The sequence below is a fragment of the Variovorax sucrosi genome, assembly GCF_051216635.1.
Taxonomy (GTDB): Bacteria; Pseudomonadota; Gammaproteobacteria; order Burkholderiales; family Burkholderiaceae_C; genus Variovorax.
This window is the reverse complement of sequence record NZ_JBPJZU010000002.1, coordinates 192,343-217,108: the sequence shown is the minus strand read 5'-3', so window position 1 is coordinate 217,108 and position 24,766 is coordinate 192,343. Positions and strand designations below refer to the sequence as shown.

Genomic DNA, 24,766 nt, shown 5'->3' with positions numbered 1-24,766 from the left:
GCTCCGTTCAGCGGATCTGGGCGATCAGGGATGCGCCCTGAACGACCACGCGGTTGTCCGCGCCGAGGCCTTGCGTGACCACGACGGTGGCCGCATCGAGCGCGCGGAACTGCACGGGCTGCGGGATGTAGCGCTCCGCACCGGACTTGATCCAGACGATCGGCTCGTTCGCACTGTTACGCACAACGGCCTGCGCCGGCAGCACATAGCCCTTCGTTCTTTCCTTGAGCGCGGCGACCAGGATTACCGGCTGGCCGATGGCAAGCGGCAGTGCACCGCCAGCCGATCCCGCCCGGACCTTGAAGGTTAGCGGCAAGACGCCGTCGCGCAGACTGCGTGCCGCGCCGACGAGTTCGAGTCTCGCGCCAGCGACCTCTTGCAGATGGGCCCCAGCCAGCTTGGCCGGCAGCGCCGGGTCGGCGGTTGTGGCCTCGACCAGGACGCGTCCTGGATCGACGACCTCGTACAGCACATCGCGTGCCTCGACGACCTGCCCAGCCACAGCGCTGGCCTTCGCGATCACGCCGGAGACGGGTGCAACGAGCGGTTCGCGCGCGCCTAGGCTGGCGCCAATGCTGCGCTCGCGCGCCGTGAGGCTTTGCAGTTCGGCGCGGGCCGCATCGATGTCCTTGCGCGGCACCGTGCCTTCGAGGGACTGGAGTCGCTGTACGCGCTGGGCTGCGAGTTCGCGGTTACTGCGAAGTTCCGCGAGCTGGGACTGCTGGTTTGCCTGCGCATACGGGTCGGCGCGGTAGACCACGTAGGCCAGCACTTCGCCGCGCCGCACGGCCTGCCCGGCCAGGGGGAGTCCCCGCGGACCTGGTTCGATGCGGCCTCCAGACATAGCTTGCACCTGCCCGCCCGCGTTCGGGTCCATCACGATGCGTCCAGACAGTTCGACCGTGGCGGCAGCGTCGCTCTCCGGAGTGATCAGGGTGCGGATACCCATGCGTCGCTGGGCCAACATGGGCACCTGAACGCTGCCGTCGGGTAGGCGAGCGAGGCCCGATGCATTCACGCTAGTGGGCGCATCCAGATGTTCGCCATTGGGGCCATGGGCGCCGGGTGCGCCGAGGACGGGCATGGACGCACCGGTGCCGAGCATCAGGACGATGGAGAGAAGGCTCGGCGCTTTCATCGTGCACCTCCCGTCACCGCGGCTTGGCGTCCTGCAGGGCGTCGGCCGAGAATCCAGGCCAGTGCCGCGAGCGCGGCCAGGGCTATGGCCAGCCAGGCCGTGAGCGACAGTCCGTGGCCGTGCCCGGCACCCTCGTCGTGCGCATGCCCATGTGCGTCGACCTGTGCATTGCCTGTCTTCAACGTGCCATCGAGCAGGTCGCTGTCGGCGCCGGCAAGGACCGTGATGACCACGGCGTGCTCGCCGGGCGCTTTCATCGCCTTGAGGAAGGCGGCATCGTCGACCGCGTAGTCACCCAGATCGGCATGAAACTTGGCCTGTGCTTTCAGGCCGCCCGCTTCCACCTCGACCTTCGCGTCGAGCACCGGCTCATTGGTCTCGAACCGGTTGATGAGCATCGACAGCTCGTCGTCGCGCAAGGTCGCGACCATCTCGAAGGTTTCCGACTTTGCTTCGAACCGGGGGGCGGTGCTGCCGGATCCTGCAACCGGTGCGGGGCCGTCGAGATGTTCGCCGTTGGGGCCATACGCTCCCGGTGCGGCGAGACTGGCGGTGCCAGCCATCATGAGCAGAGGAAGGAGCACGCGCACCAGGCGTTGCCATGAGAAGAGATGTGTCATGGAGAAATTCCGGAAGCTTGTTGGAGTTGAGCGTGTGCCAGGCCGAGTGCGGCCTGCTGGCGGGCGAGCGCGGCATCGGCCTGGGCGGCAGCATTCACCGCGCGCAGCAGGTCGGGCAGCGGCGTTTCGCCGGCCTTGAACGACGTGCCGATGAGTTGCGCGCGTTCGCGCAGGAGAGCGGTGCGTTCGCGCGCCCCCAGCAGTTGCTCGGCGCCGCGCTGCACGGCACTACGGGCCGCCTGCAGGTCCGCTTGTAGCTGGTCGCGCAAGCGCCGCTCGTTGGCGTCGGCGATGTCCAGATCGCCGATTGCGGCCGCCTGCAACGGCGCGTTGCGTCCGTCGGTGCCAAAGGGAATGCGAATGCCCACGCCGATCCCACGCTGGGTGCCTTCGCCGAATCCGGGCGCTTCTTCGCGGTACTTCACCGACAGCTCTGGTGCATCGCGCCGAGAGATGTTGACGGCATCGAGCCGTCGGCGTGCACGTTCGACCGCCTGGGTGGCCAAGCGCAGCTCTGGATGCGTGCTGATGTCCGTCGACAAGACATCGGGCAGGTGAGGTGTCTCGGGCAGTCGCATGACGGGCGCCACCTCGAAGCCGGTCAGCGACCGCCATTGCAGGCGCAGCGCCGCCAGGCGTTGTGCCGTCTCGCTCTCTGCCGCTTCGGCCTCCAATAGCTCGGCGCGTGCTGCCAGGGTGTCTGAGCGCGCGAGATCGCCCGCGCCGACACGCCGCCGTACATCGTCGGCGATTCCCTGCAGATATCGCTTCTGTGTACCGAACGCTTGCAATTCGGCATCGACCGCGGAGAGCTTCCAGGCGGCCTCGCGCACCTGGCCGCCCAGGCGCAGGCGCATGGCCGCGACGTTAAGGTCGGCCAGCTTCAGTTCGGCGTCCGCTGCGGCCAGGCGTGCGTCGCGCTGACCGGGCAGCCACAGTGGCCAGGCGATGCCGACCTCGGTTTCGCGACGCCCTGCATTCGAGTGCGCGCGGTCGTTGAGGTGCGTTATTTCGAAGGCGGGCGGACCCGCCGACAGGCTGCTTGCAGCGACCTGGTCGGCGCGAGCACGCGCAGTCTGGGCATCGGTCTCCCGAGCAGACACGGCACGCTGCCAAGCGGCTTCAACCGCCTGGACGAGGGTGATGTTGGCGGCTGGCGCCGCGTGGGGAATGGGGGGGCCTGGCTGCGCATTGGCAGGTAGGGCGATCCCCATGGCCGTGATGCCTGCGAGCATGCAGGACACGAACGATGGAACGGGCTTCACTGGACTCCTGACGGACCTGGAGACAGCCTGCACGGCGCGTAACCGCACGCAGGGGCGCACGGGCGAAAGCCATGGAAGGTGTCAGCATGAAAACGACCCGCCCGCGCGGACGCGGGGCGAGCAACGGCGTTTTCAGGCGGTCAGTCGAGGAGGCCGTCGAAGGCCGTCAGGCGTTGGGGCAGGCAAGGCTGCGTTGGTGCGAGTGTCGGGTCGCAGGACGCTGGCCGGAGCGAAACTGAACGATGCGGTCGTCCACACGGCAATCGAACTGAGGCATGCATCGGCGATAACGTGCTGGAGCGACTCGTCCGAGTCGTCCTGTGTCACCGACCCATCGTCATGGTGATGGTGGTTTTCTTCCTGCCAGTGCAGCAGTGCATGCGCTGCCTCGTCCGTGCTGCCGAAGGCCGTGGCCTGCCCGGCTATGGCAATCACCTGCCAGAAGGCAGAGATCATGAGAAGAACGAGGACCAGCCCGCGGCGCATCTCGTGAGTCTAGCCGAGCGATTTGACCGCAGAGCTTTTGCCCTGTGGGCGCAAGGGAATCGACGCCAAAGTGAGGCTGAGAGAGCCAAGAGCCGGAAGCCGCAAGGACCAAAGGGCAGGGCAATGATCTGAACTGCGAGACGGCACGATTTCTCCTCTCGAACCAAATGAGTGGCTGCTCTTAGGAGGTTTCAACAGCCCCTGTGGGCCAAAGAGCCGTAGTTTTTTGCGGCTTGAGGGGTTTGCCGCGGCGCATGGAAGGCCAGCGCCAGGTAAGTCCCTGCTCGATCAGAAATCTCCCTAACGGCGAGCACCCCCCCGTTCCAGCTCGATGACTAGGAAGTGCTGCTGGCAGGCTGACTCTGAGCATGGGCTATGTATCTGGCCGCGAGTAAAAGGAGGGCCCCCGCCTGTGAGCGGCCGTTGCCTCCCATGGTGGCGACGCAAGTGCAACGTGGCGCAGCCCATAGCGAACGGCACGCGGCAGAGCCCGCAGCCATGCGGGTCACGGTGCCTGCACGGCACACGCGAGCATCCTCGCGGTGCCGCGCCAAACCCGCGTGCAGACTGGCTTTCAGCGACACGGCGTGCCGTGCCTTTTATCTGGCCCAATGCCTCCGCCCCCCGCATCTGCTCCCGGCTCCGGCTTCCATACTGCCCATGCGCCAGCCGCGCACGGGGTGCGCAGCGCAGCCTGGAAGGCCGCGCGGGTGCAGCAGGCGCTGCACGCTGGCGCCGGGCTCCCTGCAGGTCGGAGTGCGGGCGAAACACCGTTACGGCCGTAGTTCGGCGGCATGGTGGGCACACGGTTGGACGCAGCATCGACGCGCGAACGGTGCAGGCTCGGGGCCTACGTGGACGCATGGTCGGCGACCGCTCGGATGTGGGCGCATCGCAGCAAGGGCATGCCGTCGGAGGAGCCAATGGGCACCACTTCATGGCTTGCTCCATGTCCACAGCGGAATCGCGATGCCGAGCACCGCAGATGCGTCGACAGGACCGAAGTAGCGGCTGTCGAACGACGCCGGATTCGTGTCGCTGAGCAGGAACGGTTCGTTCTTGGCGAGGCTGCGACATTGGGTCCAGACCGGTAACCAGCGATGTGCGCCATCGTGCAACCGAGCAGTCGCTACGGCTGCGCCGTCGATGCGCACAACCTGTTCTCGAACGCACACCGACTGCGGCGCCACCGCGCCGATACGCTTGAGGATTGGCACGCCTTCGGGCAGGTAGCCGCGCTGGGCCGCGAAGGCGGCCACGTCGGCGGAAAGCCGAGCGAGAACGATGCTGCCAACGTGTAGCGAGTCGGGTGCAACATCGGGAGTATTGCGGTACCAGCCGCGCGCGACGCTGTCGCTCGGGTTATAGACGATGCGTGTTCGAGGCTGGCAAATGGCAGGTGCGACGAGTGCCATCAGAGCGATGCCCGCGCAGACCAGCAACGCATTGCGGTGCCTATGCGGTGTCATCGCAGTGCCTCGCGCGCAAGATGCGCTGCATGGCGTTCGGCCGTGTACGCCGGCAACGGCTGCCGTGCAGCCAGTCGGTTGCCGGCTGTGCGCCAGTAAGTGGCCGCGGCATCGCAAGGCTCGATGCCCGTAGCCTCGATAGCGTCGATCGCTTCGAGCACCGCCTTGACCTGCGGCTCGCCATCGGCGCGCAGCAGGATGCGCGCGCCGGGCGACACGCCGGCCACGCGCTGCATGCCGTCGAACGGCATCGGCGCCTGCAGCACCATGAGCTGCCACAGCGCAGTGCCGTAGTCGTTGCCAATCCATTCGATGCGGCAGCAGACCGAGCCAGGCGCGAGCACCGCGATGCGACGCCAGCGGTCCAGCTTGATCTCGCGCACTGGCCCGCCGAAGCGGAAGTAGACGTTCACCCGATGCTCGACGAAGGCGGGCGAGACCTTCATGTGGATCGGCTGCGGCGCCAGGGCCGACAGCGGCCACGGTTGCGTTGAAGCCGACGTGTGGCTTGCATTCGGCGTGCTCATGCCTTGCCCTCCGCAAACTCTCGCTCCAGCAACTCGCGCAGCATGTCGGCCGCCGTGATGCCGCGTCCGAACGCGATCACCTTGATGCGCCCACGTAGCGCGGGTGTCACATCGATGGTGAGCCGCGCGGTGAACACCTCACCCTTCGCCGGCTCGACGGCTCGACCGCCCGCGTTCTCCCGATGCACCCAGGCCGTCGCAGGATCGGCTGCCGGCCTGCGCCCGATGGGCGCGCGGCGCGGCGTCTTCGATGGGATCGGCTCCGTCATCTCAACACCTCCACAACCGCTTGCACGAGCGCCGCGATCTCGCGCGCAGCCGCGCACTGCGGCGCCACTTCGCTCACCAGCCGGCCAGCGGCGACGCTGGCTGGAGGGAACCAGAGCGCGCATCGCGCCATCGGCAGGATGCACAAGCCGATCACGCGCAGCCTGTTCGGCGGACTTCCGGGGCGCCAAGTGCAACGCGGCGGGGTGGGCCGCAGGTCGACCCCTGGAGTCAAGACACGCGCGCAGCGCGCACGATGAAGAGAAACAAAAAGAGGGCCGAAGCCCTCGCTGCCTACATCAGTCCCTTCTCCGCCATCGACAGGACCGAGTCGCCCGCCACGATCAGGTGATCTAACACCCGCACGTCGACCAGCGCCGCCGCCGACTTCAATGTCTGCGTCAGATGTTCGTCCGCTCGCGACGGCTCCGGCGACCCGCTGGGATGGTTGTGTACCAGTAGCAGAGCGCTTAAATTCCGGCTCAGCGCATCCTTGATCACCTCCCTCGGATACACCGATGTCTGGCTCAACGTACCCCGGAACATCTCCACGTAGTCGAGCACCCGATGCTGTGCGTCCAGGTGCACCACCGCGAAGATCTCATGCGGCAGATTCCCCAGCCGAGTCCGCAGGAAGTCCTTGACCACCGCCGGCGACGTCAGCACGTCGCTGCCACGCATTCGACCCGCCAACACCCGCTGCGCGGCCTGCAGCACCTCGTCGGAATCGGCCGGACGGTACTCGCCCGCGACATCACGAACGAGCAGTGAAGAGGCAGCAGAGGAAACAGCAACGAAGGAATCGAGAGAAGAGAACAGATCGTGCGACATGGCGAACTCCAGTGATCGGGCGGGATTGCCCGAGACCGGAACTGGCACGCCGCAGCGCAGCTGTCACAGGTTAGCAGACGGCCGGCAGGACGCCAGCGTGCGCAGCACGCGCAGACCTTGACCGCGAGAACGGTGTGCAAGGATGAAGGGAACAGCAAGCCAGCCCCCACGCCACAGCGCGCGCCCGCATTTCACTGGCAAGCGCAGCGCGCAGTGGCATCGCCGCGAAGGCATCAGCGATGGGAGCCGAAGGGGCGAGATGCTGCAGGTGGCTCGATGCGCAGCACGTACAGCGCGGCCCGGCTCGCCGGGAGATGCCCGGCGCTATGCAAATCGACGAAGCCCCATCTCACGTCAGCGAGTCAACCATTGACATTGACTACTGCGCTTGGCGGGGTTCGATCTCCGCCCGTGGCGCCAGTCCGAGGCGGGTCCGTGAGTCGCCGTGACGCGCAAGGCTATTGAGCGGCAGATTCGGACCTTGGCAGGATCACTCTCACGTGGTCCTCGGTCGCTTCGAAGCTGGGTTCTTCGCCGCTGGCTTCCCGCACCAGCGGGACGATCTTGTTACGCACTCCCATGCCGCGCGCATCCACATATCCGTAGTCGCGCAATACTCCGACGATAGTTGTGTTGCGGGGCGAGCGTTGTCCCGCGAGCATCTTCTCGACGGTCATCGAATTCTGCAGCGCGCCCGGGCTGAGGACTTCGAGCCGATTCGAGTAGGCGACGATCTCGACTTCGAGCGTGCGGGTCCAATCGCGGTGCGCCAGCGCGTTGACGACCGCCTCTCGCAAGGCCTCGGGCGGGTAGTGCCAGATGCGCTCCCGGCGCAAGCCATCGCCCAGGTTCTCGCCCTCTGTGCTGACGAGAGGCTGGCCTTGCAGCCTGTCCATCAGGTCTTCGATTAGGCCGCGTTCGATCAGCTCGCGCGAGCTGCCATTCTGGCGTGCGAAGCGGCCAACAAGGGGGCCATCAAGGATCGTGTCGTCAAGCGCCTGGTAACTCTTGTCGATACCGCTGAACGCCATCCACCGGATGCCAGCTTGGCGCAGGAAGCGGCGCGGTGTGCGACCGAATAGCACCAGGCCGGCGATGGTGCAAACAGGCGCCGCGCCATGGATGTCGGTCATGAAGCCCAAGCCCATCATGCGATTCAGCCACGCATCCTCCGTCGCCGGCACCTCACGGTCGCCAGCGTAGCTCAGCAGATAGTCTTGCAGGCGTTCGCGGTCCAAGGCATCAAAAGCGGCTCCGGAGACGGGCATCGTTTCGCTGTGCAGCAAGCCTCCCGTTGCGAACAGTCGCGCTTGCTGGTCGCGGTCGGCAAATCGCACGGTGCTTCCGACGCGGATATAGATGTCTTCGCGGCCGTTGTGGCGAAGGACGTACGGCTTGCTGGTTCCCATCGTGACCGAGACCACCGCGACGCGTTTGCCGTCATCGAGCGCAACGACTTCGTAGAACGGCAGCAGCATGGGATGCACGTGCCCAAGGATGGCATTCATCACCCAGGTCTCGAGGTCCTCGCGCTGGATGCCGGAAATTGTGCCGTCGTCCTCGACGCCGAGCAGGACCATGCCGCCGCGCAGGTTGGCCATCGCGACGATTTCCCTGGCGAGCGCTTCGGCGCGGATGTCATCGCGTTTGAACTCGACGCCCGAGTTTTCGCCGTTCGCAATGATTTCCAGCAACTCAGTCTTAAGCATCAATCTTTTCTCTCTCTAGAACCCGTACTTTTCCTTGCGCTGGGAGAACGCCTCCCGGCCGCCTTCCAGGATTTCGGCGACGCGCTCACGGATCGCCGGCACGTCGATGGAGCCCTGTGCCTCGGCAGGCATTTGTGCATGGGAGCCATCGGACGAGAAGATACCGATCCACTCGGCATCGCCGAACACCGGGATGTTTGCGTTATGGGTGGCGAACAGGAACTGCCGTTCGGTTTTCGCACCCCGCAACTGGGTCACGATCCGTTCGGCGATAAAGGCATTGTCCAGATTGTCCTCGGGCTGGTCCATGATGAGCGGGTCGTCGTTCTCCAGCAGCAGCAGGTGCAGGATCGCCGTGCACTGCTGCCCCGTCGAAAGCTGATCCAATGGCTTGAAGAGTTCACCCTCGTGCGCGATGTTCAATTCGATCAGAATCCGGTCTTGAAGGTCGATTTCTTCGAGTTCAAGCACCAAGCTGCGGTCGAGGCGGGCCAGGGCCTCGACCACTGAGGGCTGCATCCCCCAGTCCCATGTCAGCGTCTTGATGGCGCTTTCCCCGTCACGAATCGCCTTGACCAATGCGGGCACGGTCAGGTCATCGCCGGATTGATCGATCCAGGCAAGCTTCTTTTCTCCGAGGCCGGGAACCTGAAGCAAAAACTCTTTCAGTGCCTTGCGCTGCGCCCCGACCTTCAGATTCAGCCTCAGCTTGCCGTCGAGCTTGTGATTGAGTTTCTTGGCTGCCTTGCGCAAATCGTCCGTGCGCTGGTCCCGCAGTTGAGAGAACTCGTCTAGCAGGTTGCGCCGTTGGCTCTCCAGTTCATGCAACAACTTGTCGATGGTGCTCACGCGCGCTTCGCTGGGGCGGATGGTTTCGATGTCGCGTAGCAGTTCTTGGTAGGCTCGGCCCACGTCGCGGCCCGGCTTGCCGGCGAAAGCGGGCAAGCTTGCGAAGACCTTCTCAAGGGCCACTGATTCGGCATCGAGCTTGATCTTCAGCTCGACTTGCTGTGCATTGGTCGCCGTCGCTGTTGCACCATGCAGCTTGCGCAGCCCCGCGAGTTGGGTAATGACTTTCTCGCTGAGCGCATCCAGGGCGGCGCGCATGCTGATCAAGATGTTGGCATGTGGTAGCCCGTCGAGCGCCTTATCGCTGAGGAACGCGGTATCGGGAAGGCTCTCGTCGAGCGAGGCCAATCCCTCGGCCACGCGGGTGAGTTCTTCGCTGACGCGCTTGGCGAGTTGCTTCTCGCGTTCCAATTGAGGCACCAAAGCCAGCTTGTCTTCAAGGCCCAGCGACTTGAACTGCTGCACCTGTTCGGTCAGCTTGGGCAGCCGTGCAACCTGAGCCTGCAACTCATCTCTCTGGCGCGCGGCGGTCAGCAGCTTGCTGCGGTTGTCGGTCAGTCGCTTGGCAACGGCGCCGAGTTCGCTAGTAAGGGTGCTGCCGCTCGGCAGGAAGCGATTCAGGATGGCTGTCTGGCTGGCGGGATCGCGGGCCAGTTCGAAGATTTCGTTCTGGCCGTAAATTTCGATACGCGGCATCAGATCGCGCGGCTGCAGGGTCGAAACCTGTCCCGAGTCGTCTTTAACGACAGGAGGTTCGCCATAGCGGCGCGACACCGAATAGTGCCGGCCGTTCTGCGCGCGCGAAATCACCGCGAGTTCGATGCGACCGCCGGCACCCAGGTTTGCCTTGACGATTTCATCGTGCTGCCGCCGCGCGGAGACCGCGCGCGGCGGCACGTCGAGCACGTAGCGCAGGCATTCGACCAGCGTCGACTTGCCGGTCCCGCGTCCGCCGATCACTGCATTTAAATGTGCCGACAGCTCGATGCCGATGCCGTCGAGGTAGCCGCCATGAAAGTGCAGATTTTCCACGCGTGAGTAGTGCGCTTCCGGCGGCAATCCGAGACGAATGCGCGAATCCGGGTCCTTGAATGCGGTAAGGAAGCTCTCGAAGCTCGGCCGCGTCATCTTGATCCAGCAACTCGCGCACGGATCGGCCAGGTCTTCGGGCTTGGCCACGTCCTTGGCGTTCAGCAGCGCGATGTGGTGCGCACGGTGATAGTTCGGGTCCTTGTTGACGACGATTTGCTTGTAGTTCTGCGGCAGGTCCTTGAGCGGTCCGGGAATCTGGCCAGCCTTGACCAGCGTCTCGTTCTTCCAGATGTGGGCAAGCCCGCCGCCGTCCTGGTTAAGGCGCAGCAGGCCGCTGGCGCCGGTCATGTGCGCCGCGTACCAGAAACCGCCGAGATCGAAAATGATCTGCGCGAGGTCGAGACAGGTCTTGCTGGAAGGCTGCACAGTATCTTGGGAATCCGTGAGAGACAGCTTGCCCAGATAGCGATTCAAGTGGTCCTTGGTCGTGCCTTCGGGAAAGAGGCAGACCATGTGGATCTTCTCGCTGGAGGCAATCTCAAAACCCGGAAAAACGATGATGCCGTGCGGTTCAAGGAACTGGCGCAGGCCATCCACTGCATCGACGCTGCCATGGTCCGCAACGCCAACCACCTTGATCCCAAGGGTCAGGCACCGGTCGAGCACCTGTTGGTTGTAGCTGGCTTCGTCCAGTCCATGCTCGGCGCCGCGATATTTGGATTGGTATCCGGACGGGTTGACCTGTAGGGCACACCGCCAGAAACGTGCGACGGTGTAGCTGGGCTCGAGAATGGGTTCGCTTTTCATGCGCGTCCCTTACGTTGGGCACTGTCTGCCACGGGAATTTCAGGGCCTTGCCGCAGCAGCTTGTCGACCGCTTTGCGCACCAGCCATGCCACGCTCACGTCTTCCCGCGTGGCGATCGTCTGCAGGGCGTCGAGCTGCCGCTTGGGCAACGTCACGGTCACGCGTTTGATTTCAGTGTCGACAGAACGGGTCATGGGTCAATCAGCAGCGACTTGCATCAAGTTGCTTCATCTTACTGCGTTTGCTTTTCGGGGGCTCTACCGAGAGTGCTCGGACACTGAAGGTGTCACCCGTGAATCAGGGCACGACGCCGCGCGCTCCGTCGGCCTAACAGGGGAGAGCATGTCGTGGAACTCGGTGACGGCGTCGCGGAAGTGAAGAAAAAGCGGCTTGCGAGTCTCTACGGCCATTGACAGCTGCTACTCGAAGGCAATGCACTGCGCTTGGGGAGTCGAAAGTTGCGGTTGCCGGCCCATTCTGGCTGCTGACCGAGATGGATTCCGATGACACGACCGCGCCTCTGGTTCTTGAGACCTGGGCCTGGGGATGCGCGAGCTGGGCGGGGTCAGCCTCGCAGTTGGCGTCCGTACGCGGGCAGTTGGGGCTGCCCGTCGAGCGTGCTCTGCATTTTCGCGCGGAGAGCGCCTGAGCGCTTGTGCGCAATATACGGCTGGCGGGCAGATCTTGTTTGATTCAGCCTTTGGCCGGCGCAGAACGCCCAAGGGCGCTGCGGCAGCTGTGTCAGTGACTCTGGCCTCATGCTGAGCATGACATCACGATGTTTTTTCAGCTGAGCCTGATTCTCGACCCGCTTCCCATTGATCAATCAATTTTCCCAAGCTGCTGTGGAGGGTCTTTAGGCTGACACCGACCAAGTCCTGCAGCTGACCCTCGTTCTTAAGATCGGCGAAAACCGCTTCAACAGGGTCAGGTTCTCTTGTAACTGACAGCGCTGCGCCACCATCATCGAGCATTTCCCATCCCACCTTGCTGCGGGGCGTACGGTTAACAAAAGGCTGCCATTCTTTGAATGCGTCCAGCAACGCCAACTCGCTGGGGTCGAGATGCGCCGCAGCCTCCGCAGTGAGCTCCTTGACTTGTTTGAGTTGAGTCAGCGCAAGGCCTGCGAGCGTAGCCCTGCTCATCGCATCGAACATCTCGCGTAGATGAGTCTCGTCAGGTCGCCTTCTTGAAAAGTGTGCCCATGGGTTCGCCTCCGGCTGAAGTCGTCTCAGTATGTCCAGGGCCTCGCGGCATCCTGAAAGTGGATCGATGGGTTCCGGGAGTGCGGCGCGATGCGACCACAGCTTCAGAATCAAGTTGACCGCATCGCGCTCCAGCTTGGCCTTCTTGGCGCCGGCTGCGAGCTCCGCAGCCTGAATCGTCTCGGCCAGATGATGTGCCATCCAGCGTTGAAGCAACTCTCCCCGTGTGTCTAGCCGCAGCTCATCGACGATCGCCGAGCCAAGTGCCAAGGTGTACTTCGGCAAGACTGAGCTCGTCATCTCCGGTAAGCCGGTAGATGCGGTCGAACTGCGCCCGGGATTCTTCTTTCTCGATAGCGAACTGCCGGTCTGATTTTTCACTTCGATCCACCTCCACTTCCACAATCAAATCGAACCCTACATCATTCAGGAACTGGCCGAGTTGCCGACGATGCGCAAGAAGCCGATGCCCTTCAGAGCTAAAGCCGGTGCTATACCTGTCGTCAGGTGGTTCCGCACCCCAGGACTCAAACAGGAACATGGGTGCCTGGTCTGCTGCATCTGACCGGGACCAGCGCATAAAGCTTCCAATCTCCCGAACCAGTGAGCAGTGCTGCGTGACGATGCGTCCAGGACGCATGGGAATGTAAGCGACCGTGCCTTTGAACTCGTCCTTGCTGTCCAAACCTCGGTCCGCTTGAACTGGATGCAGCCAGCCAGTTAGCCTGAAGGACCCACTGCTTTCCTCTGCATCCCCGTCCTCTTCGGCGGGAAGCCTATAGTCCCAAGCACTCTCCATGGTCTGAAGCGCGCGGATCAATGCAGGGGCCGTGCGGTGGTCAGCCAAAGCGCTTGATACCTCGATCGACTCCTCCTGCTTCTCCAAGCGACGTGTTACCCGCGCATAGACCACCGCATACTCGGCCCGATCATCCGGAAAAATCTCCTGCCGATGCTGACCTTCATCGACGGACTCGACCCACCCGCGTGCATCGCCGAGACTGAAGTACCAGTTTTGGGGGACCAGCGGCGTGGGGCAGACTAGGTCGATGGACCAGAGTGGAGGTTCGGCAGGGCGGTGGGCGCGGATGCGTTCGTGAAGGCTGCCCCAACCGCCGTCAGTTAGGTCGGGCTTTGGCTGCGGCTCCGTCTTGTGCAGTTCGCCGGCTGCGCACCACATGGCATGCCATTCGAGGTAAGTGCTGAAGCGCTCGACGGTCGGAAGTGAGCCATGGCTATGATTGGTCAGGTTGTAGTTGTATCGCTCCAACGACTTGCGCCGCGGCTCGCGATCCCAGCGGTTGGTATCCTCGTCTGCGCCCCACATGTCAACAATCCAACGATCGGCCTCCGCACAAAAGCTCTCGAGGTCGACATTGGAGAAGCCGCTGACGATGTTGCTGTACCAGTAGGGCTTCGTATCCATTTCATCGAAGTGAAAGCGGGTCGTGCGCTCGGCCGATACTCGACCGCGTGTCAGTCCACGCCGCCTGCTGTGAACTGCCTGTTTGGCATGAGGGACGCTGGACTTATTGACGCGTTCCAGCATCGCCCGCGCATCGGCCCGCTGGGGCATCCAGCCTGCAGTGATCAGCGCCAGGCACGCATCGCGCGCAACAGCCCGCACCAGCATGTGTGGAAGTTCCTCACTTAGCGCGATGCCGAGGAGCACGTCGCCAGCCTGGAGAGCTACTTCGGGTCGTTCGTGAGCGATGCGCTCCCAAGCAAGGACAAACCACAGACGGGCAGCAAGCCAGTAGAAGGGGAGTTCGACCGAACGAAATGCTGGCACTTGGCGTGCTTCATACATGGACGCCAGATTTAGAAGCGCGGCGACGCAGCCGGTCGCGGCGAGCCTGCGCGCAGCATGGGCCGCTCTCCAGCGCACACGGAGGTCTGGATCGCCAAGACATGCGAAGACCATTCCAGCCGCCGCCGTGTCCACATCTGTAGGGTAGACCGAGTCTGCTGGCAGCGTTACCCGATCAGCAACCGTGAGCCGGTCCACAAGCCGGCTCGCATACCACTGAGCAAGGTTTGCAGCGTCCCTAGCGCTGAGGTGCTGCGCAAGCATGCCGACGAGATGGTGGACACGCTCGGCGCTGAGGCGACTGACGTTGGCTCCGATGCCGGCAAGCATGAGGTCGGTAATCTCGGTCGGCTGCAGGTCTACCAGAGTCAGAACGGTCTCGAATCGATCGTCATCGCAGCCATGCGGCTTGGCATAGTGAACCAAGCTCGACCGGATGCGCTCGGGGAGATAGGACTTGCACCACTGAGCTACAGCAGGCGACGTCGCCTTCCATTCTTGGGCAGCGTCCACCAGAGCCCAGGAGGTGTCGTGCGAATTCCGGTCGGCCGTGAGCAGCCTGAGCGCATCCAGGTGCTTGATGCGGTCTCTGAGCGGTACTGCATGCCGAGCCTGCCGCAACAGACTTCGGACGCTGTCATAGCGCTTCTGAACCCGACGCTCGTTCAGCCTTGCATCGAGCGATCTGTGAAGCATGTCGGCATCAGTTACCTCCAGCAAGGTCCAGGGGCGGTCGACGAAGGTCTCCTGAGGTTTCGTCGACACATAGTCCGTGCTATTCCTGTCGCTATGCGGCTTGGGCATGCTTTCTACGAAAGCCTCCTGTGCCAGCAGAGCTGAACACCACTGCCCCGACAGGCCGGCTTGCTGGACCAACTGGCTGAGCTTGGGGTTGCGATCCCGTCGATGCCGAATCAAAGCGTCGAGGGCCGCCGCTTCGGCCAGCACCGTGGCTTCGTCCGATTCGGCGGCGATTGCCAGGGCCACGGCCTCGTTGACCGTATCTCCATCTGAGCTGGTAAGCAGAGCCAGCGAAGAAGCGTGTGCAGGCGGGAGCCAGCCTTGGGCCAAGCCTGCCTGCAGCAGGTCGGGCAAGGTACTTCGAAGCTCTACGACGTTCTCGTCGTCCCACCTGGTGACGTCCGCGAGCGCCCGTGGACCGTCCAGCCGTGCCAACGCCGACATCGCAGCGGACCATGGAAATCCATCGTATCCGTCCAATCGCAGGCTGGCATCAGCAACCACGATCGTGGCATTGCGCGACAGTTCCGCCTGAGCTGAGAACTGACCTGCCCCCCGGGTGATGAGCTTTTCAAGTAGCTCGATCTGCGACATGGCTTCGCGGTCTATATGTGCGGCGACCTGGACGGCGTTATTGAAGACAGCGTTCGCATCGTGTGGACTGATCGGACGTAGAAGCTTGGCCAGTTCCACCATGTTCGCGCATTTTTCGGAGGCGCCTGCGCGTCGCCGGAGTACGCTTTCAGCCGCGCGGACGAGTTCAGCTGCGAGCGCGGGGTGCAGTTCGGCGCACAACGACTGTCGCGCGACGAGTTCTTCCGAGGGCGAGAGACCGGAGTCCACCCACGACCAGTGCAGTGCATCTGAACTTTGTTTGGCGAGCGCAGGAGGAAGCCCCACCGCAACAAGATCCATGAGGCTGATCGCAGCTGCGACTTTCAGGTCTCGGCCTTGCTGAGAATGTCTGCGACGGTATTCACTCTCGCTTGCCTTGCTCGCGGACGCGGTGAGCTCTGCAGCCAGCACTGGCATCGGAGCCTCGCCCACGATTGCCCGTGCTCGCGCACGGTACACCGCAAAGACAAGGCCGACCAACTCTTTCAGGTCAGCGTCGTGTTCCTGCTCATGCTGGCGAGTGCCTCGCCGTGCGTACGCCGGGTCCGCCGGCTCGGCGGGCCTTGGTATGAAGAAGTCTTCAGGCGATGGCTCATGACCACTTCGAATGCGTTGTAAAGTGAAACTGCGCAGCAGCGTGTCTAGCCTTTCTGGCTCATAGCCGCTGCGCCGCTCGATGCGTCGCAGGTCGGGGGCGTTTAGTTCTTCCAGCAAGTGATCAGCGGCGGGGCAGGGTACCTTGCGGGCGATCAAGATCTCCGCGGCGGCGACAGCGGCACGCAGCAGTGCCCCGTGCCGGGACTCCGTGGAATGCCGCTGCTCGAAATACTTGCGAATGGCAGGAAGTCTCCGGCACACAACGGCAAGCCCGTCGGAAAGTGCTGAGTCAGGAACCATACGGCCGGCATTTGCCAGGGGAACCGAGCACAACAGCTTGCCAATCGGACCAAGGGCATCGCTGGCACACAGCGCTTCCACAGAATCGGCATATCCTGCGTTGATCAGCTTGGTCGGCAATCGAAGTCCAACAGCGAGTGCAATGGTCGTTGAAGGGCGCCAAGAGTCCAGCACCTCCAATGCTGAATCGACACCGCGCGTCAGCAGTGCCGATTCGACCAAGCAACCAATGTGCTCATACTCGATGGGCCAGGCATTTGTCCCATTTGGATTGCCGGCCTGGTGAGCACGTCTGGCATCCAGCCAGGCGCCCAGCATGCGCCTGCTCTCGCGGACCAAGGCGGCGTTTCCGCCTTGAGCATGAAACGCCATGCGATGGAACAGGAATGGCCCATGCCGATCCATCTGCTTCGGATCCGACAGCAGGAGCCGCCCGACGGTCTCGAAGGCGAAGGCCGCTGCCATCTCGGGATTGGCCAGCAACAAATCTCGAAGAGCTGCTTCCGTTTTCATGCCTTCGGCGCCACGGAGGACGAACTGCAGAGCGCGAGGCACATCGCTGATCGTGCGACACACCTGAATCGCCAATCTGAGTCTCGCGATTTCCGCTTCGCGCCGTATCACGGGGTCGGCGATGATCGCAGGCGACGGCTCGCGGTCCACGAGTTCGATCAGCTCGATGTGGCGATCGGTTGCAACCAGTGCTTGGGCGACATGCATCGCCGCATACGGGTTGACTGCGCATTGAGCCAGCATCCAGGACGCGGCAGCTTTTCGCGCTGCTGCCATCTCCACCGCATTGCGGCGCAAGAATTCCTCGAAGTCCTCGTCGGCGAAGCTTAGCAGGGCATCGCGCAGTTTGACGCCCGGCGCCATATCAGAGCAGATGTCGAGCACCTGGTTCGGCAGCAGGCTGGCGACGTGTGCCAGTGCGTCAACCGGTATTGGCCGCGGCATCGTGATCAATCCAGCGCAAAGACGTTCAACGTCGCCGCGGCCAGACTTCCTGGTTGCAGCGTCCAGACGGGTGCCGAAAACATCATCCAGGTTCTTGCCCGTTGGCCGCAAGCGGTTCAATACGGCCTCAGGATTCCCTTCGAGCTGGTCCAGCGCATAAGACTGCACGCGCGGGACACCACCCGATAAATCGTGAAAGTCAGAGATCCATTGTTCGGAAGCATGGGTCCGCCGGAGCACGAACTCCGTCGTCTGGGCCAGATCGAAGGGGAGCAGTTCGATGTGCTTGTAGCTGGGCGGCAAGTCGAGCTGCGACAGACGGCCCGTGCGTGCGCTGACAATGAAGCGAACGTTTTCCGGGATCGTCTCGATGCGAACGAAGTCCAGCACGAAGGCACGCTCCGCAGGCTCACGACCTTCGGCAGCAATGATGGCGTTGTCCGCAGCATCAATAGCCACCACAAGCAGGGCTCCGGGTTGCCGTGCACGCAGTGTGGCTGCAGCATGTTCTAGCCTCCGCACGAACAGACGCGGCAAGTCATCGCCGCCTGAACGTGCCAACAACAACGGCAGTCCAAGCTGGATGGCGGTCTGGTTGATGAGTTGCATGTAGGCATCGGTCGCGCGATGTCGAAACGCGCTGGGATCCTGGTAGGTGCCGCCTCCGTAGCAGTCGAAGACGACCATGGCTGACCCGTCGGGAAGGAGTGCACGGATCTCCTGCAGTACCGTGGTCTTGCCGATCCCCCCTTGGCCATGCAATGCAATGAGCTGAACATCCTCGGACATTGCCTGCATTGCCAGCTCGGCGGACTGGCGCTTGATGGGGCGGTCGACCTGCACCAATGCAGCAGGGCAGGGCAGCAGAACGTCGGAAGAATATGCTCCATAGTGGAGGAAAACCGCACGGCGCGTGATCACCTGACCCGCATGTTCGGGCCGCATCCGAGCGTTGACGTACTCCCGCAGACGGAGCACACCATGCAGTACATCACTTTCACTCCATCTTGAAATCTCGGCCAGGACGCGCTCCTCAGCAGCAAACCGGGAGCCGGCACCTGTCTCGAAATGCAATGCAGCCCAGAAGGCTGCCTGGTCTTGAAGCGGTAGGGCCACAGCTTTGGCTAGGCGTTCCTCATCCGAGCCGCTCGGCCAAGGCTCACCAATAGCTGCCTGAGCGAGCCGGTTGACGCATTCCACGAGCTGGACGGCAGCGGATTGATTGCTGACCAGCTTGACTTCTATGGGCGCTTGTGACGGAGCCCGAGAGCGCATCGCACTCCACGCCCTGGCGAGCTTTCCAAGGACCGACTGCCCCGGCTTCGAGGCATAGCTGAATCGGGCAATCGTCCAAAGGGTTGTCGGTGCCGCTGCGGAATATTTGAGCTGCTCAATCACGACCCGGGTCGCTTGCTCGCAATGCTCGCTACCGAAGTACAGGGCGCAGTCGACAGCATCCCATGTTCCGCTTGGTGCCCCGGCTTCGTCTTCAGCAGCAACACCCTCAAGAGTGATGGCCTGCAGGTCGTCCTCACCGGAAAGCAGGCGGATGGCGTGCCTCGCGGCCCAAAGTTCGTGGAAGTCGTCACCCGCGTTCGACGCCCGTGCGCCTAGGAACTCTGAGGTCATCGTGATTTGAAACCTGTCTTTTTGAATGCCGTACTGATCTACACGCAAGAAAATCTAAAGAGCTTAAGCGGGCGCAGCTTGCGTCGAAGTCCCGTGGACGTGCTCGGCTACCTGGGAGATGGCCGGTCGCGCTTCGTGCTGAGCCTCGAGCCCCCGCACCCTGCGGCCCCGGCGTGCCTGATCCGGGGCTGCGCACTTCGCTTGCCGTGCGGGTTGCCCGTGTTCCTTCTGGCGATGGTAGTCATGCTGTCAGCGGTCCTAGGTAGGTAGGCCGGGCCCTGAACGTTTGGATCAAGCTGTTCCGACTGAGAGAACGTATTGCAGCGCGTCCTCGGGAGTGGACACGACGGTGCAGTCGTACAGCCTGTCCAAGGCAAGGTCGCTACGGGTCAAAGCGCTGCAGAGAGGGTGTTCGGTGAAGAACGCGTCGCAGTAGCCGACGGCGGCGGCCGCGTGTTGGTAGTCGAAGAAGTCATTTGCCTTGAACCTCTGCCCTTTGTTCCAACGCACCGCGGCATGCATGCAGGTGGTTATGTGGAGCGTTCGCAGGGTGGCTTTTCCGCGCTCGGTTTTCATGGCCGCGACCAGCAATCCGAGGCAGTGCCGTTCGATCTTCTTGTATTCGTCGGTGTCCTTCGTTGGCCGTGGCCCCAGGGAGGGCGGGGCCATGTCGCACAGTATGTCGGTGGCACGGCCAGCATAGAGGTCCAGCACACCGATGAGTTCGTGGTCATAGGTCTGCTTGAAGCTCTTGAGTTCTGCAGCGTGTTCTTCGATGCCCTGGGTCAGGGTGCGTGCCAGCCGCTCATGGTGACCAGGGTCCGCGGTGGACATGGCATCGCCGATAAGTCGCTCCATCTCGACCAGAGGGATGGTCCACATGTGGTCGAAGAAGGCTTTCTCAATTGCCCGGCCGGTGTGTTCGTCGAACATGCCGACTGGCGGGGTGTTGTGCCCCAGCACGTTGCTGAGCTTGGTCCAGACGAGCTGATCCAGCGGGAAAACCTGTTCTGGGGTGCGTGCGGCGTGCAACAGGTGCGCAATCTCGGTACCAATTCGAAGATCGGAAGGAACGATGGTGACGCCGAGGCTCAGTTCATCGATCAGTTCTGCGGTCTTCCGGCGCGTGGTTGGGTCGGATTGTTTGAAGACTTCCAGAAAACAGCTGTCGGAAATCGGGCAAAACACGTGGCCGTCGGAAACGGTCTGTCGAAGTGCGATCAAGAGGTCACCGTATGGATGCGCTGCGTGGCCGGCGGCCTCGGCGCTTCTCAGCCCAATCCAGAACTTGAGGTCAAGGTAGATCGACCGACGATCATGAAAACTGGTCGCCAGTTCGATCTGCTTGTCGCGGGCATGGCGCCTGATGTCTATCTCGGGTGAAGCACGGTGAGCCTCGATAGAGCCTGCAATCACAGAAGCATCGGGACGGGCGGGAGCCGCACTGCTTGAGGGGGCGTTGCTCATCGTTGGGCAATCTTCACGAGTCATTCCGTCCTATTGGCGAGGCATCACGATGAGTGCCGTGGCCGCGATGCAGTTGAGGGTAGCCCAGAATCCTGCGAAGGCGGCGGCTCGACACAGCGTCCCACCGTCCTGCCACGCTGCAGGGCCACTCTGTGCGGGTTTCCGGCCCTCGGAAACCATGGAGCGGGTCAGATATGCGACACGATGGGCTCTGCGGGGGCAACGGATAGTCGCATGCCGACCGCATGCAGTACGGCAAGCAACGTCCTTAACGTCGGATTGCCAGTCGGCGAAAGTGCCCGATAGAGCGCTTCACGGGTGATGCCTGCTTCCTGGGCGACCATTGCCAGTCCGCCATGGGCTTCGGCGACGTCGCGCAGCGCGAGCAAGCCGACCGCGCGGTGCTCCGGGTTGTCCAGCTCTTCCAGCGCGGCTTTCAGGTACTCGACCGCAAAGCCTCGATCGGCCCGTAGTTCTGAGATGGTGGCCGCGCTATGGGAGACCGAGGCGGCATGTTTGCGATGGCTCATGTATTTCTCCGTTTCCAGTCCAGCCAATATTCCTTGGCCCGTTGGATGTCCGCGTCCTGCGAGCGCTTGTCGCCGCCACACAGCAGGATGACCAGCGCCGCGCCGTGTTGGCCGATGTAAACGCGGTAGCCGGGGCCGATGTCCTCGCGCAGTTCCAGGACACCTTCGCCGACCGGCTTGATGTCGCCGAAGATGCTCAGAGACACCCGTCGGAAACGAATTTCCAGTTTGGCCCGAGCCCGCGCGTCCCGCAGTCCCGCCAACCAGTCGGTCAGCGGCACCGTACCGTCCACACGTTGGTAGCGCCAGACTTCAGTCATGGCTTTGGGTGCCATTGTAACTTATAAATTACAATCATCACGGCAGCCAATGTCATGACGCAAGCTCGACCGGCGCATCGGTCGTGCGCTTGCTGCCGAGCGGGACTGCGCGCGCGCTGTCCTTGCGATGCCGAAACGGCCTGTAGACCGCGACCGCGCTTTTTGGCTCCTGTGTCGCCGGAGGTGGAGGCGGAACGTCAGGGGCTGGCGATGGCCGGGCTTCAATCACGACCTTGCGCCGGCTCGCCACCAGTTCGGCGGCTGCGCGAACGGGATCGTCCTCGGTGTGCACGTATCGCATGAACATAGTGACCGTCTTGTGCGCAGTCAGGGCCATCCCGACCTTTACCGGGACGCCTGAGTTGGCGATCTCCGTCGCCGCGCGATGCCTGATGCCATGAGTTCCCACATGGGGGACGCCGGCACGACTTAGGATGCGTCGCCACGCTTGGTAGTAGGAGTTCGCGGTTAGCGACTTCTTGGGATCGAGGATTGATGGACATACGAAGGGGGAGTCTTCGTAGCGCGCTGTGGTTGACAAAAGCCGGCGCGCCTCCTCACTCATGGGTTTGGACATGTCGCCGGTCTTGCTATCCGGCCAGACCACACGTTTGTTGGTGAAGTCGATCCAGTCCCATTCGAGCGACACGATCTCCGAGCGTCGTGCGGCGAACTCGAACTGCAGCCGGATCGCCAAGGTTAGCGTCGGATGTTCCAGCTGCTCGGCTTCAGCCTTCTGAAGATAGGCGAACAGCTGAGCCATTTGCGTATCGGTGATGAGGCGTGTCTTTCCTTTCTCTGGGTATTTCGGAACGTGCCGGCAGGGATTGGAGCCATCGAGCCGGTAGCCCCAGAGTTCGGCGAGGTTGAACATCTTGCGAATGCAACCGAGTACCCGATTGGCCTGGATGGGTGAGTTCTCCTTGCGCTTCATCAGCGCCGTCACATCCAGCCGGGTGACGTCCGCCACCTTCATATTGCCGAAGGCCGGAATGATCGTACGGTCGATTTGATGCTGGTAGGAGCGCTGAGTGCTCGGCTTGTTGCGGGTTTTGGAGTGATCCTCCATAAACCGGGTGCACAGTTGCGCAACGGTAGGTGCTTTGCGCGCCTCCGCCTTCCGGCCTCCCGGATCGCCGCCTCGGCGGACTTCGGCAAGCCAATCTTGTGCGAGCGTGCGGGCTTGCTCGACGGTCAACTCACCGAACAGCCCAAGCGACGGCTTGCGGCGCTCGCCAGCGTTGGTGCGATACTGAATCATGAAAACTTTCCGGCCGCTGGGGGTTACCTTGCACAGGAAGCCCGGAACCAGCGTGTCGCGCAGTTCCACGTCGGTAGATTGAGGTTGCGCCGCATCGATCACCTTTTTCGTCAGCTTCATCTTGGCCATGATTGCTCCTTGGAATGACCCGATTTCCAGGAGCCAAGCAGGAGCCAAGCGAAAGCGAACCGGGTCGATCTGCATCAAACGCCCGGGGTATCATCAAGCCCAGATGCCCCTATGAAAACCTGCCTCAGGGGGCTTGATCTAAGCCTGGAGTGCCTCGGTGCACGGTCGATTCTTAAGCTTAAAATCCGCCGCTTCCTGCATAAGGGGCATACCGGTTCGACCCCGGTTCCGGGCACCACACCATGACAAGGGAGCAAGACATGCCTCGCTATAACGCTCCATTCGAGATCCATGTGCACGGTGACGTGCCGCTGCGCTCGGACGTGACCTTCGCGCAGATCCAGGAGGCACTCCAGCCCCTGTGGAAATACGCTGGCGCCAAGTCGCTGGCCGACGGCGCGACCAGCGCCTACGAGGAAGAACCCGGCATTCGCTTCGAGCAGAAGGAGCACATGCTGCAGATGTGCTGGACGGTTCCCGGCGACGAGGACTTTCGCCAGGAACTCGACGAGATGTGCATGGCGCTGAACGAGCTCGCCGAGCAGGGCGCAGCCATCGAAGTCACCTTCTACGACACCGATTACGACGAGGACGAGGGTGAAGGCGACGACGAGTCGCGCGACGACTTCATCATGCTCTTCGTCGGCCCCAACCCCGCGGCCATCATGCAGGTGCAGCGCGACCTGCTGGTCGAAGACGTCGTGAACTTGATGGAGCGCCACTTCGACGGCGCCGAACTCGGCGGCGTGGTTGCCGAGATCGACAAGCTCTTCGGCGACCGCTTCGATGCGTTGGTGAACTCGCTGGAGATCGGCAAGCGTCCGCGCGGCGGCGGTCCGGGTGGGCCGGGCGCCGGTGGCCACGGTGGCGGTCGCCGCCCGCGTCACCTGCACTAGGCGGGCGATGTCCGCGCTGCGTCCTGGCGTGCGCAAGCGCGAGGTGTTCGGTTGGGCGATGTACGACTTCGCCAATTCGGGCTACACCACCGTGGTCATCACCGCGGTGTTCGCGGCGTACTTCGTCGGTGGCATTGCACAAGGCGCGGCATGGGCCACCTTCGCCTGGACGGCGGCGCTCAGCCTGTCGTATGCCCTGGTGATGCTCTCGATGCCGGCGATCGGCGCCTGGGCCGACCGCCACGCAGCGAAGAAGCGGGTGCTCATGATCGCAACCGCAGGCTGCGTCGTCGGCACGGCGCTGCTGGCGCTCACGCCGGGCTTCTCGGGCGCCGGGGCGGTCGCGCTGGCGATGGCGCTCGTCGTGCTTTCCAACACCTTCTATTCGTACGGCGAGTCGCTCACCGGGGCATTCCTCCCCGAGCTTGCGACCGCCGAGGGCATGGGCAAGGTCAGCGGCTGGGGCTGGGGTTTCGGTTATATCGGCGGCATGCTGGTACTCGGCATCTGTCTGGCCTATGTCCTGTGGGCGCAATCCAAAGGCTTGTCCGCGGCGCACTTCGTGCCGGTCACGATGTTGATCACGGCGGCGATCTACGGGCTTGCGGCCTGCGTCACCTTCGTGCTGCTGCCCGAGCGCGCACGGCCCACGCAACGCTCTGCCGGTGGGGCCTGGGCCGAACTGCGCCAGACCTTCCGCCAGGCGCGCGCCCATGGCGACTTCATGTGGCTGCTGGCCTGCACCGTCTGCTACCAGGGCGGCGTCGCGGTGGCGATCACGCTGGCCGCCATCTATGCCGAGCAGGTGATCGGCTTCGTCCCACAGGAGACGATGGTGCTGATCTTCGTGCTCAACCTGGCCGCGTCGCTGGGCGCCTTCGGCTTCGGCTATCTGCAGGACGCGCTGGGCCACAAGCGGGCGCTCTCGGGTGTGCTGGTCGCCTGGGTCGGCGTGTGCGTCATCGCTGCGGCGGCGACCACCAAGGGTGGCTTCTGGTGGGCGGCGGCCATCGCCGGCCTGGCGATGGGCTCCAGCCAGTCGGCAGGCCGCGCCATGACCGGCGTGCTGTCCCCGCCCGATCGCGCCGGTGAATTCTTCGGGCTGTGGACCTTCGCCACGCGGCTGGCCAGCATCGTCGGGCCGCTTGGCTATGGCGCGATCACCTGGGTGACCGGCGGCAACCAGCGCATCGCGATCTTGGCGACGGCCGTGCTGTTCATCGCAGGCCTGTTGTTGCTCCTCCCGATCGACATGCAGCGCGGACGCGCTGCGGCGCTGGCCCGGCGAGCCCCTTCGGCCTCTTAGTCG

20 protein-coding genes and 1 tRNA gene are annotated in these 24,766 nt (G+C 63.2%); 4 read left to right on the top strand and 17 right to left on the bottom strand.

Annotation, left to right across the window (positions count from 1 at the left end):
* Positions 1-7: 7 nt before the first annotated feature.
* The 11 genes from ACSFBE_RS04110 to ACSFBE_RS04060 all read right to left on the bottom strand — a co-directional run bounded on the left by ACSFBE_RS04110 (position 8) and on the right by ACSFBE_RS04060 (position 11,194).
* Complete coding sequence (locus tag ACSFBE_RS04110; RefSeq protein WP_435489107.1) at positions 8-1,138, bottom strand: efflux RND transporter periplasmic adaptor subunit; 1,131 nt, start codon at positions 1,136-1,138, stop codon at positions 8-10.
* Positions 1,135-1,728 carry a hypothetical protein gene (locus tag ACSFBE_RS04105; protein ID WP_435489106.1) on the bottom strand — a complete coding sequence of 198 codons (594 nt, stop codon included), beginning with the start codon at positions 1,726-1,728 and terminating at the stop codon, positions 1,135-1,137. Before ACSFBE_RS04105 ends, ACSFBE_RS04110 begins: the two co-directional genes overlap by 4 nt.
* A 26-nt stretch (positions 1,729-1,754) precedes the next feature.
* Positions 1,755-2,993, bottom strand: a complete 1,239-nt coding sequence (locus tag ACSFBE_RS04100) for a TolC family protein (protein ID WP_435489105.1) — start codon at positions 2,991-2,993, stop codon at positions 1,755-1,757.
* A 162-nt stretch (positions 2,994-3,155) separates the two neighbouring features.
* Positions 3,156-3,479 carry a hypothetical protein gene (locus ACSFBE_RS04095; RefSeq protein WP_435489104.1) on the bottom strand — a complete coding sequence of 108 codons (324 nt, stop codon included), beginning with the start codon at positions 3,477-3,479 and terminating at the stop codon, positions 3,156-3,158.
* 965 nt (positions 3,480-4,444) lie between these two features.
* Complete coding sequence (locus ACSFBE_RS04090; RefSeq protein ID WP_435489103.1) at positions 4,445-4,978, bottom strand: S26 family signal peptidase; 534 nt, start codon at positions 4,976-4,978, stop codon at positions 4,445-4,447.
* A complete protein-coding gene (locus ACSFBE_RS04085; RefSeq protein ID WP_435489102.1) occupies positions 4,975-5,505 on the bottom strand; it encodes a DUF2840 domain-containing protein in 531 nt (176 codons plus the stop codon). Before ACSFBE_RS04085 ends, ACSFBE_RS04090 begins: the two co-directional genes overlap by 4 nt.
* Complete coding sequence (locus ACSFBE_RS04080; protein WP_435489101.1) at positions 5,502-5,774, bottom strand: chromosome partitioning protein ParB; 273 nt, start codon at positions 5,772-5,774, stop codon at positions 5,502-5,504. The genes ACSFBE_RS04085 and ACSFBE_RS04080 overlap by 4 nt, the downstream gene beginning before the upstream one ends.
* Before the next feature lie 292 nt (positions 5,775-6,066).
* On the bottom strand, positions 6,067-6,603 hold the full coding sequence (gene radC / locus ACSFBE_RS04075) for a RadC family protein (RefSeq protein WP_435489100.1): 537 nt from the start codon (positions 6,601-6,603) through the stop codon (positions 6,067-6,069).
* 458 nt (positions 6,604-7,061) lie between these two features.
* Positions 7,062-8,312, bottom strand: a complete 1,251-nt coding sequence (locus ACSFBE_RS04070; RefSeq protein ID WP_435489099.1) for an RNA-binding domain-containing protein — start codon at positions 8,310-8,312, stop codon at positions 7,062-7,064.
* A 15-nt stretch (positions 8,313-8,327) separates the two neighbouring features.
* The gene (locus ACSFBE_RS04065; RefSeq protein ID WP_435489098.1) at positions 8,328-11,000 is read right to left on the bottom strand and encodes a TrlF family AAA-like ATPase; all 2,673 of its coding nucleotides are present in this window, start codon (positions 10,998-11,000) and stop codon (positions 8,328-8,330) included.
* Positions 10,997-11,194, bottom strand: coding sequence for a ribbon-helix-helix domain-containing protein (locus ACSFBE_RS04060; RefSeq protein WP_435489097.1), 198 nt, complete (start codon positions 11,192-11,194; stop codon positions 10,997-10,999). Before ACSFBE_RS04060 ends, ACSFBE_RS04065 begins: the two co-directional genes overlap by 4 nt.
* Positions 11,195-11,493: 299 nt before the next feature.
* Between ACSFBE_RS04060 and ACSFBE_RS04055 the strand changes: the two genes are divergently transcribed.
* A complete protein-coding gene (locus ACSFBE_RS04055) occupies positions 11,494-11,649 on the top strand; it encodes a hypothetical protein (protein WP_435489096.1) in 156 nt (51 codons plus the stop codon).
* 124 nt (positions 11,650-11,773) lie between these two features.
* Here the strand turns inward: ACSFBE_RS04055 and ACSFBE_RS04050 are convergent, their stop codons facing one another.
* The 6 genes from ACSFBE_RS04050 to ACSFBE_RS04025 form a co-directional block, all read right to left on the bottom strand.
* A complete protein-coding gene (locus tag ACSFBE_RS04050) occupies positions 11,774-12,490 on the bottom strand; it encodes a hypothetical protein (protein ID WP_435489095.1) in 717 nt (238 codons plus the stop codon).
* Positions 12,447-18,902 (bottom strand): hypothetical protein, encoded by a 6,456-nt coding sequence (locus tag ACSFBE_RS04045; RefSeq protein WP_435489094.1) that lies wholly within the window; start codon positions 18,900-18,902, stop codon positions 12,447-12,449. Before ACSFBE_RS04045 ends, ACSFBE_RS04050 begins: the two co-directional genes overlap by 44 nt.
* Positions 18,903-19,145: 243 nt before the next feature.
* Positions 19,146-20,321 carry a hypothetical protein gene (locus ACSFBE_RS04040; RefSeq protein WP_435489093.1) on the bottom strand — a complete coding sequence of 392 codons (1,176 nt, stop codon included), beginning with the start codon at positions 20,319-20,321 and terminating at the stop codon, positions 19,146-19,148.
* A 188-nt stretch (positions 20,322-20,509) separates the two neighbouring features.
* Positions 20,510-20,851, bottom strand: coding sequence for an addiction module antidote protein (locus ACSFBE_RS04035; RefSeq protein ID WP_435489092.1), 342 nt, complete (start codon positions 20,849-20,851; stop codon positions 20,510-20,512).
* Positions 20,848-21,171, bottom strand: a complete 324-nt coding sequence (locus tag ACSFBE_RS04030) for a type II toxin-antitoxin system RelE/ParE family toxin (protein WP_435489091.1) — start codon at positions 21,169-21,171, stop codon at positions 20,848-20,850. The genes ACSFBE_RS04035 and ACSFBE_RS04030 overlap by 4 nt, the downstream gene beginning before the upstream one ends.
* Positions 21,172-21,223: 52 nt before the next feature.
* Positions 21,224-22,561 (bottom strand): tyrosine-type recombinase/integrase, encoded by a 1,338-nt coding sequence (locus tag ACSFBE_RS04025; RefSeq protein WP_435489090.1) that lies wholly within the window; start codon positions 22,559-22,561, stop codon positions 21,224-21,226.
* Between the two features lie 142 nt (positions 22,562-22,703).
* On the opposite strand from ACSFBE_RS04025, the gene ACSFBE_RS04020 reads away from it, so the two are divergent.
* The 3 genes from ACSFBE_RS04020 (at position 22,704) to ACSFBE_RS04010 (ending at position 24,763) form a co-directional block, all read left to right on the top strand.
* Positions 22,704-22,799, top strand: a tRNA-OTHER gene (locus ACSFBE_RS04020).
* Positions 22,800-22,821: 22 nt separating this feature from the next.
* Complete coding sequence (locus ACSFBE_RS04015) at positions 22,822-23,457, top strand: DUF6806 family protein (RefSeq protein WP_435489089.1); 636 nt, start codon at positions 22,822-22,824, stop codon at positions 23,455-23,457.
* Positions 23,458-23,464: 7 nt separating this feature from the next.
* Complete coding sequence (locus tag ACSFBE_RS04010; RefSeq protein WP_435489088.1) at positions 23,465-24,763, top strand: MFS transporter; 1,299 nt, start codon at positions 23,465-23,467, stop codon at positions 24,761-24,763.
* The last annotated feature ends 3 nt before the right edge of the window (positions 24,764-24,766 follow it).

What these genes read in the sequence shown, in the direction of transcription:
- ACSFBE_RS04030 (WP_435489091.1), bottom strand. Translation starts at nt 21,171, where the DNA reads ATGACTGAAGTCTGGCGCTACCAACGTGTGGACGGTACGGTGCCGCTG.
- ACSFBE_RS04090 (WP_435489103.1), bottom strand. Translation starts at nt 4,978, where the DNA reads ATGACACCGCATAGGCACCGCAATGCGTTGCTGGTCTGCGCGGGCATC.
- ACSFBE_RS04055 (WP_435489096.1), top strand. Translation starts at nt 11,494, where the DNA reads ATGGATTCCGATGACACGACCGCGCCTCTGGTTCTTGAGACCTGGGCC.
- ACSFBE_RS04060 (WP_435489097.1), bottom strand. Translation starts at nt 11,194, where the DNA reads ATGACCCGTTCTGTCGACACTGAAATCAAACGCGTGACCGTGACGTTG.
- ACSFBE_RS04010 (WP_435489088.1), top strand. Translation starts at nt 23,465, where the DNA reads ATGTCCGCGCTGCGTCCTGGCGTGCGCAAGCGCGAGGTGTTCGGTTGG.
- ACSFBE_RS04095 (WP_435489104.1), bottom strand. Translation starts at nt 3,479, where the DNA reads ATGATCTCTGCCTTCTGGCAGGTGATTGCCATAGCCGGGCAGGCCACG.
- ACSFBE_RS04015 (WP_435489089.1), top strand. Translation starts at nt 22,822, where the DNA reads ATGCCTCGCTATAACGCTCCATTCGAGATCCATGTGCACGGTGACGTG.
- ACSFBE_RS04065 (WP_435489098.1), bottom strand. Translation starts at nt 11,000, where the DNA reads ATGAAAAGCGAACCCATTCTCGAGCCCAGCTACACCGTCGCACGTTTC.
- ACSFBE_RS04110 (WP_435489107.1), bottom strand. Translation starts at nt 1,138, where the DNA reads ATGAAAGCGCCGAGCCTTCTCTCCATCGTCCTGATGCTCGGCACCGGT.
- ACSFBE_RS04085 (WP_435489102.1), bottom strand. Translation starts at nt 5,505, where the DNA reads ATGAGCACGCCGAATGCAAGCCACACGTCGGCTTCAACGCAACCGTGG.
- ACSFBE_RS04035 (WP_435489092.1), bottom strand. Translation starts at nt 20,851, where the DNA reads ATGAGCCATCGCAAACATGCCGCCTCGGTCTCCCATAGCGCGGCCACC.
- radC (WP_435489100.1), bottom strand. Translation starts at nt 6,603, where the DNA reads ATGTCGCACGATCTGTTCTCTTCTCTCGATTCCTTCGTTGCTGTTTCC.
- ACSFBE_RS04080 (WP_435489101.1), bottom strand. Translation starts at nt 5,774, where the DNA reads ATGACGGAGCCGATCCCATCGAAGACGCCGCGCCGCGCGCCCATCGGG.
- ACSFBE_RS04070 (WP_435489099.1), bottom strand. Translation starts at nt 8,312, where the DNA reads ATGCTTAAGACTGAGTTGCTGGAAATCATTGCGAACGGCGAAAACTCG.
- ACSFBE_RS04025 (WP_435489090.1), bottom strand. Translation starts at nt 22,561, where the DNA reads ATGGCCAAGATGAAGCTGACGAAAAAGGTGATCGATGCGGCGCAACCT.
- ACSFBE_RS04040 (WP_435489093.1), bottom strand. Translation starts at nt 20,321, where the DNA reads ATGAGCAACGCCCCCTCAAGCAGTGCGGCTCCCGCCCGTCCCGATGCT.
- ACSFBE_RS04100 (WP_435489105.1), bottom strand. Translation starts at nt 2,993, where the DNA reads ATGCTCGCAGGCATCACGGCCATGGGGATCGCCCTACCTGCCAATGCG.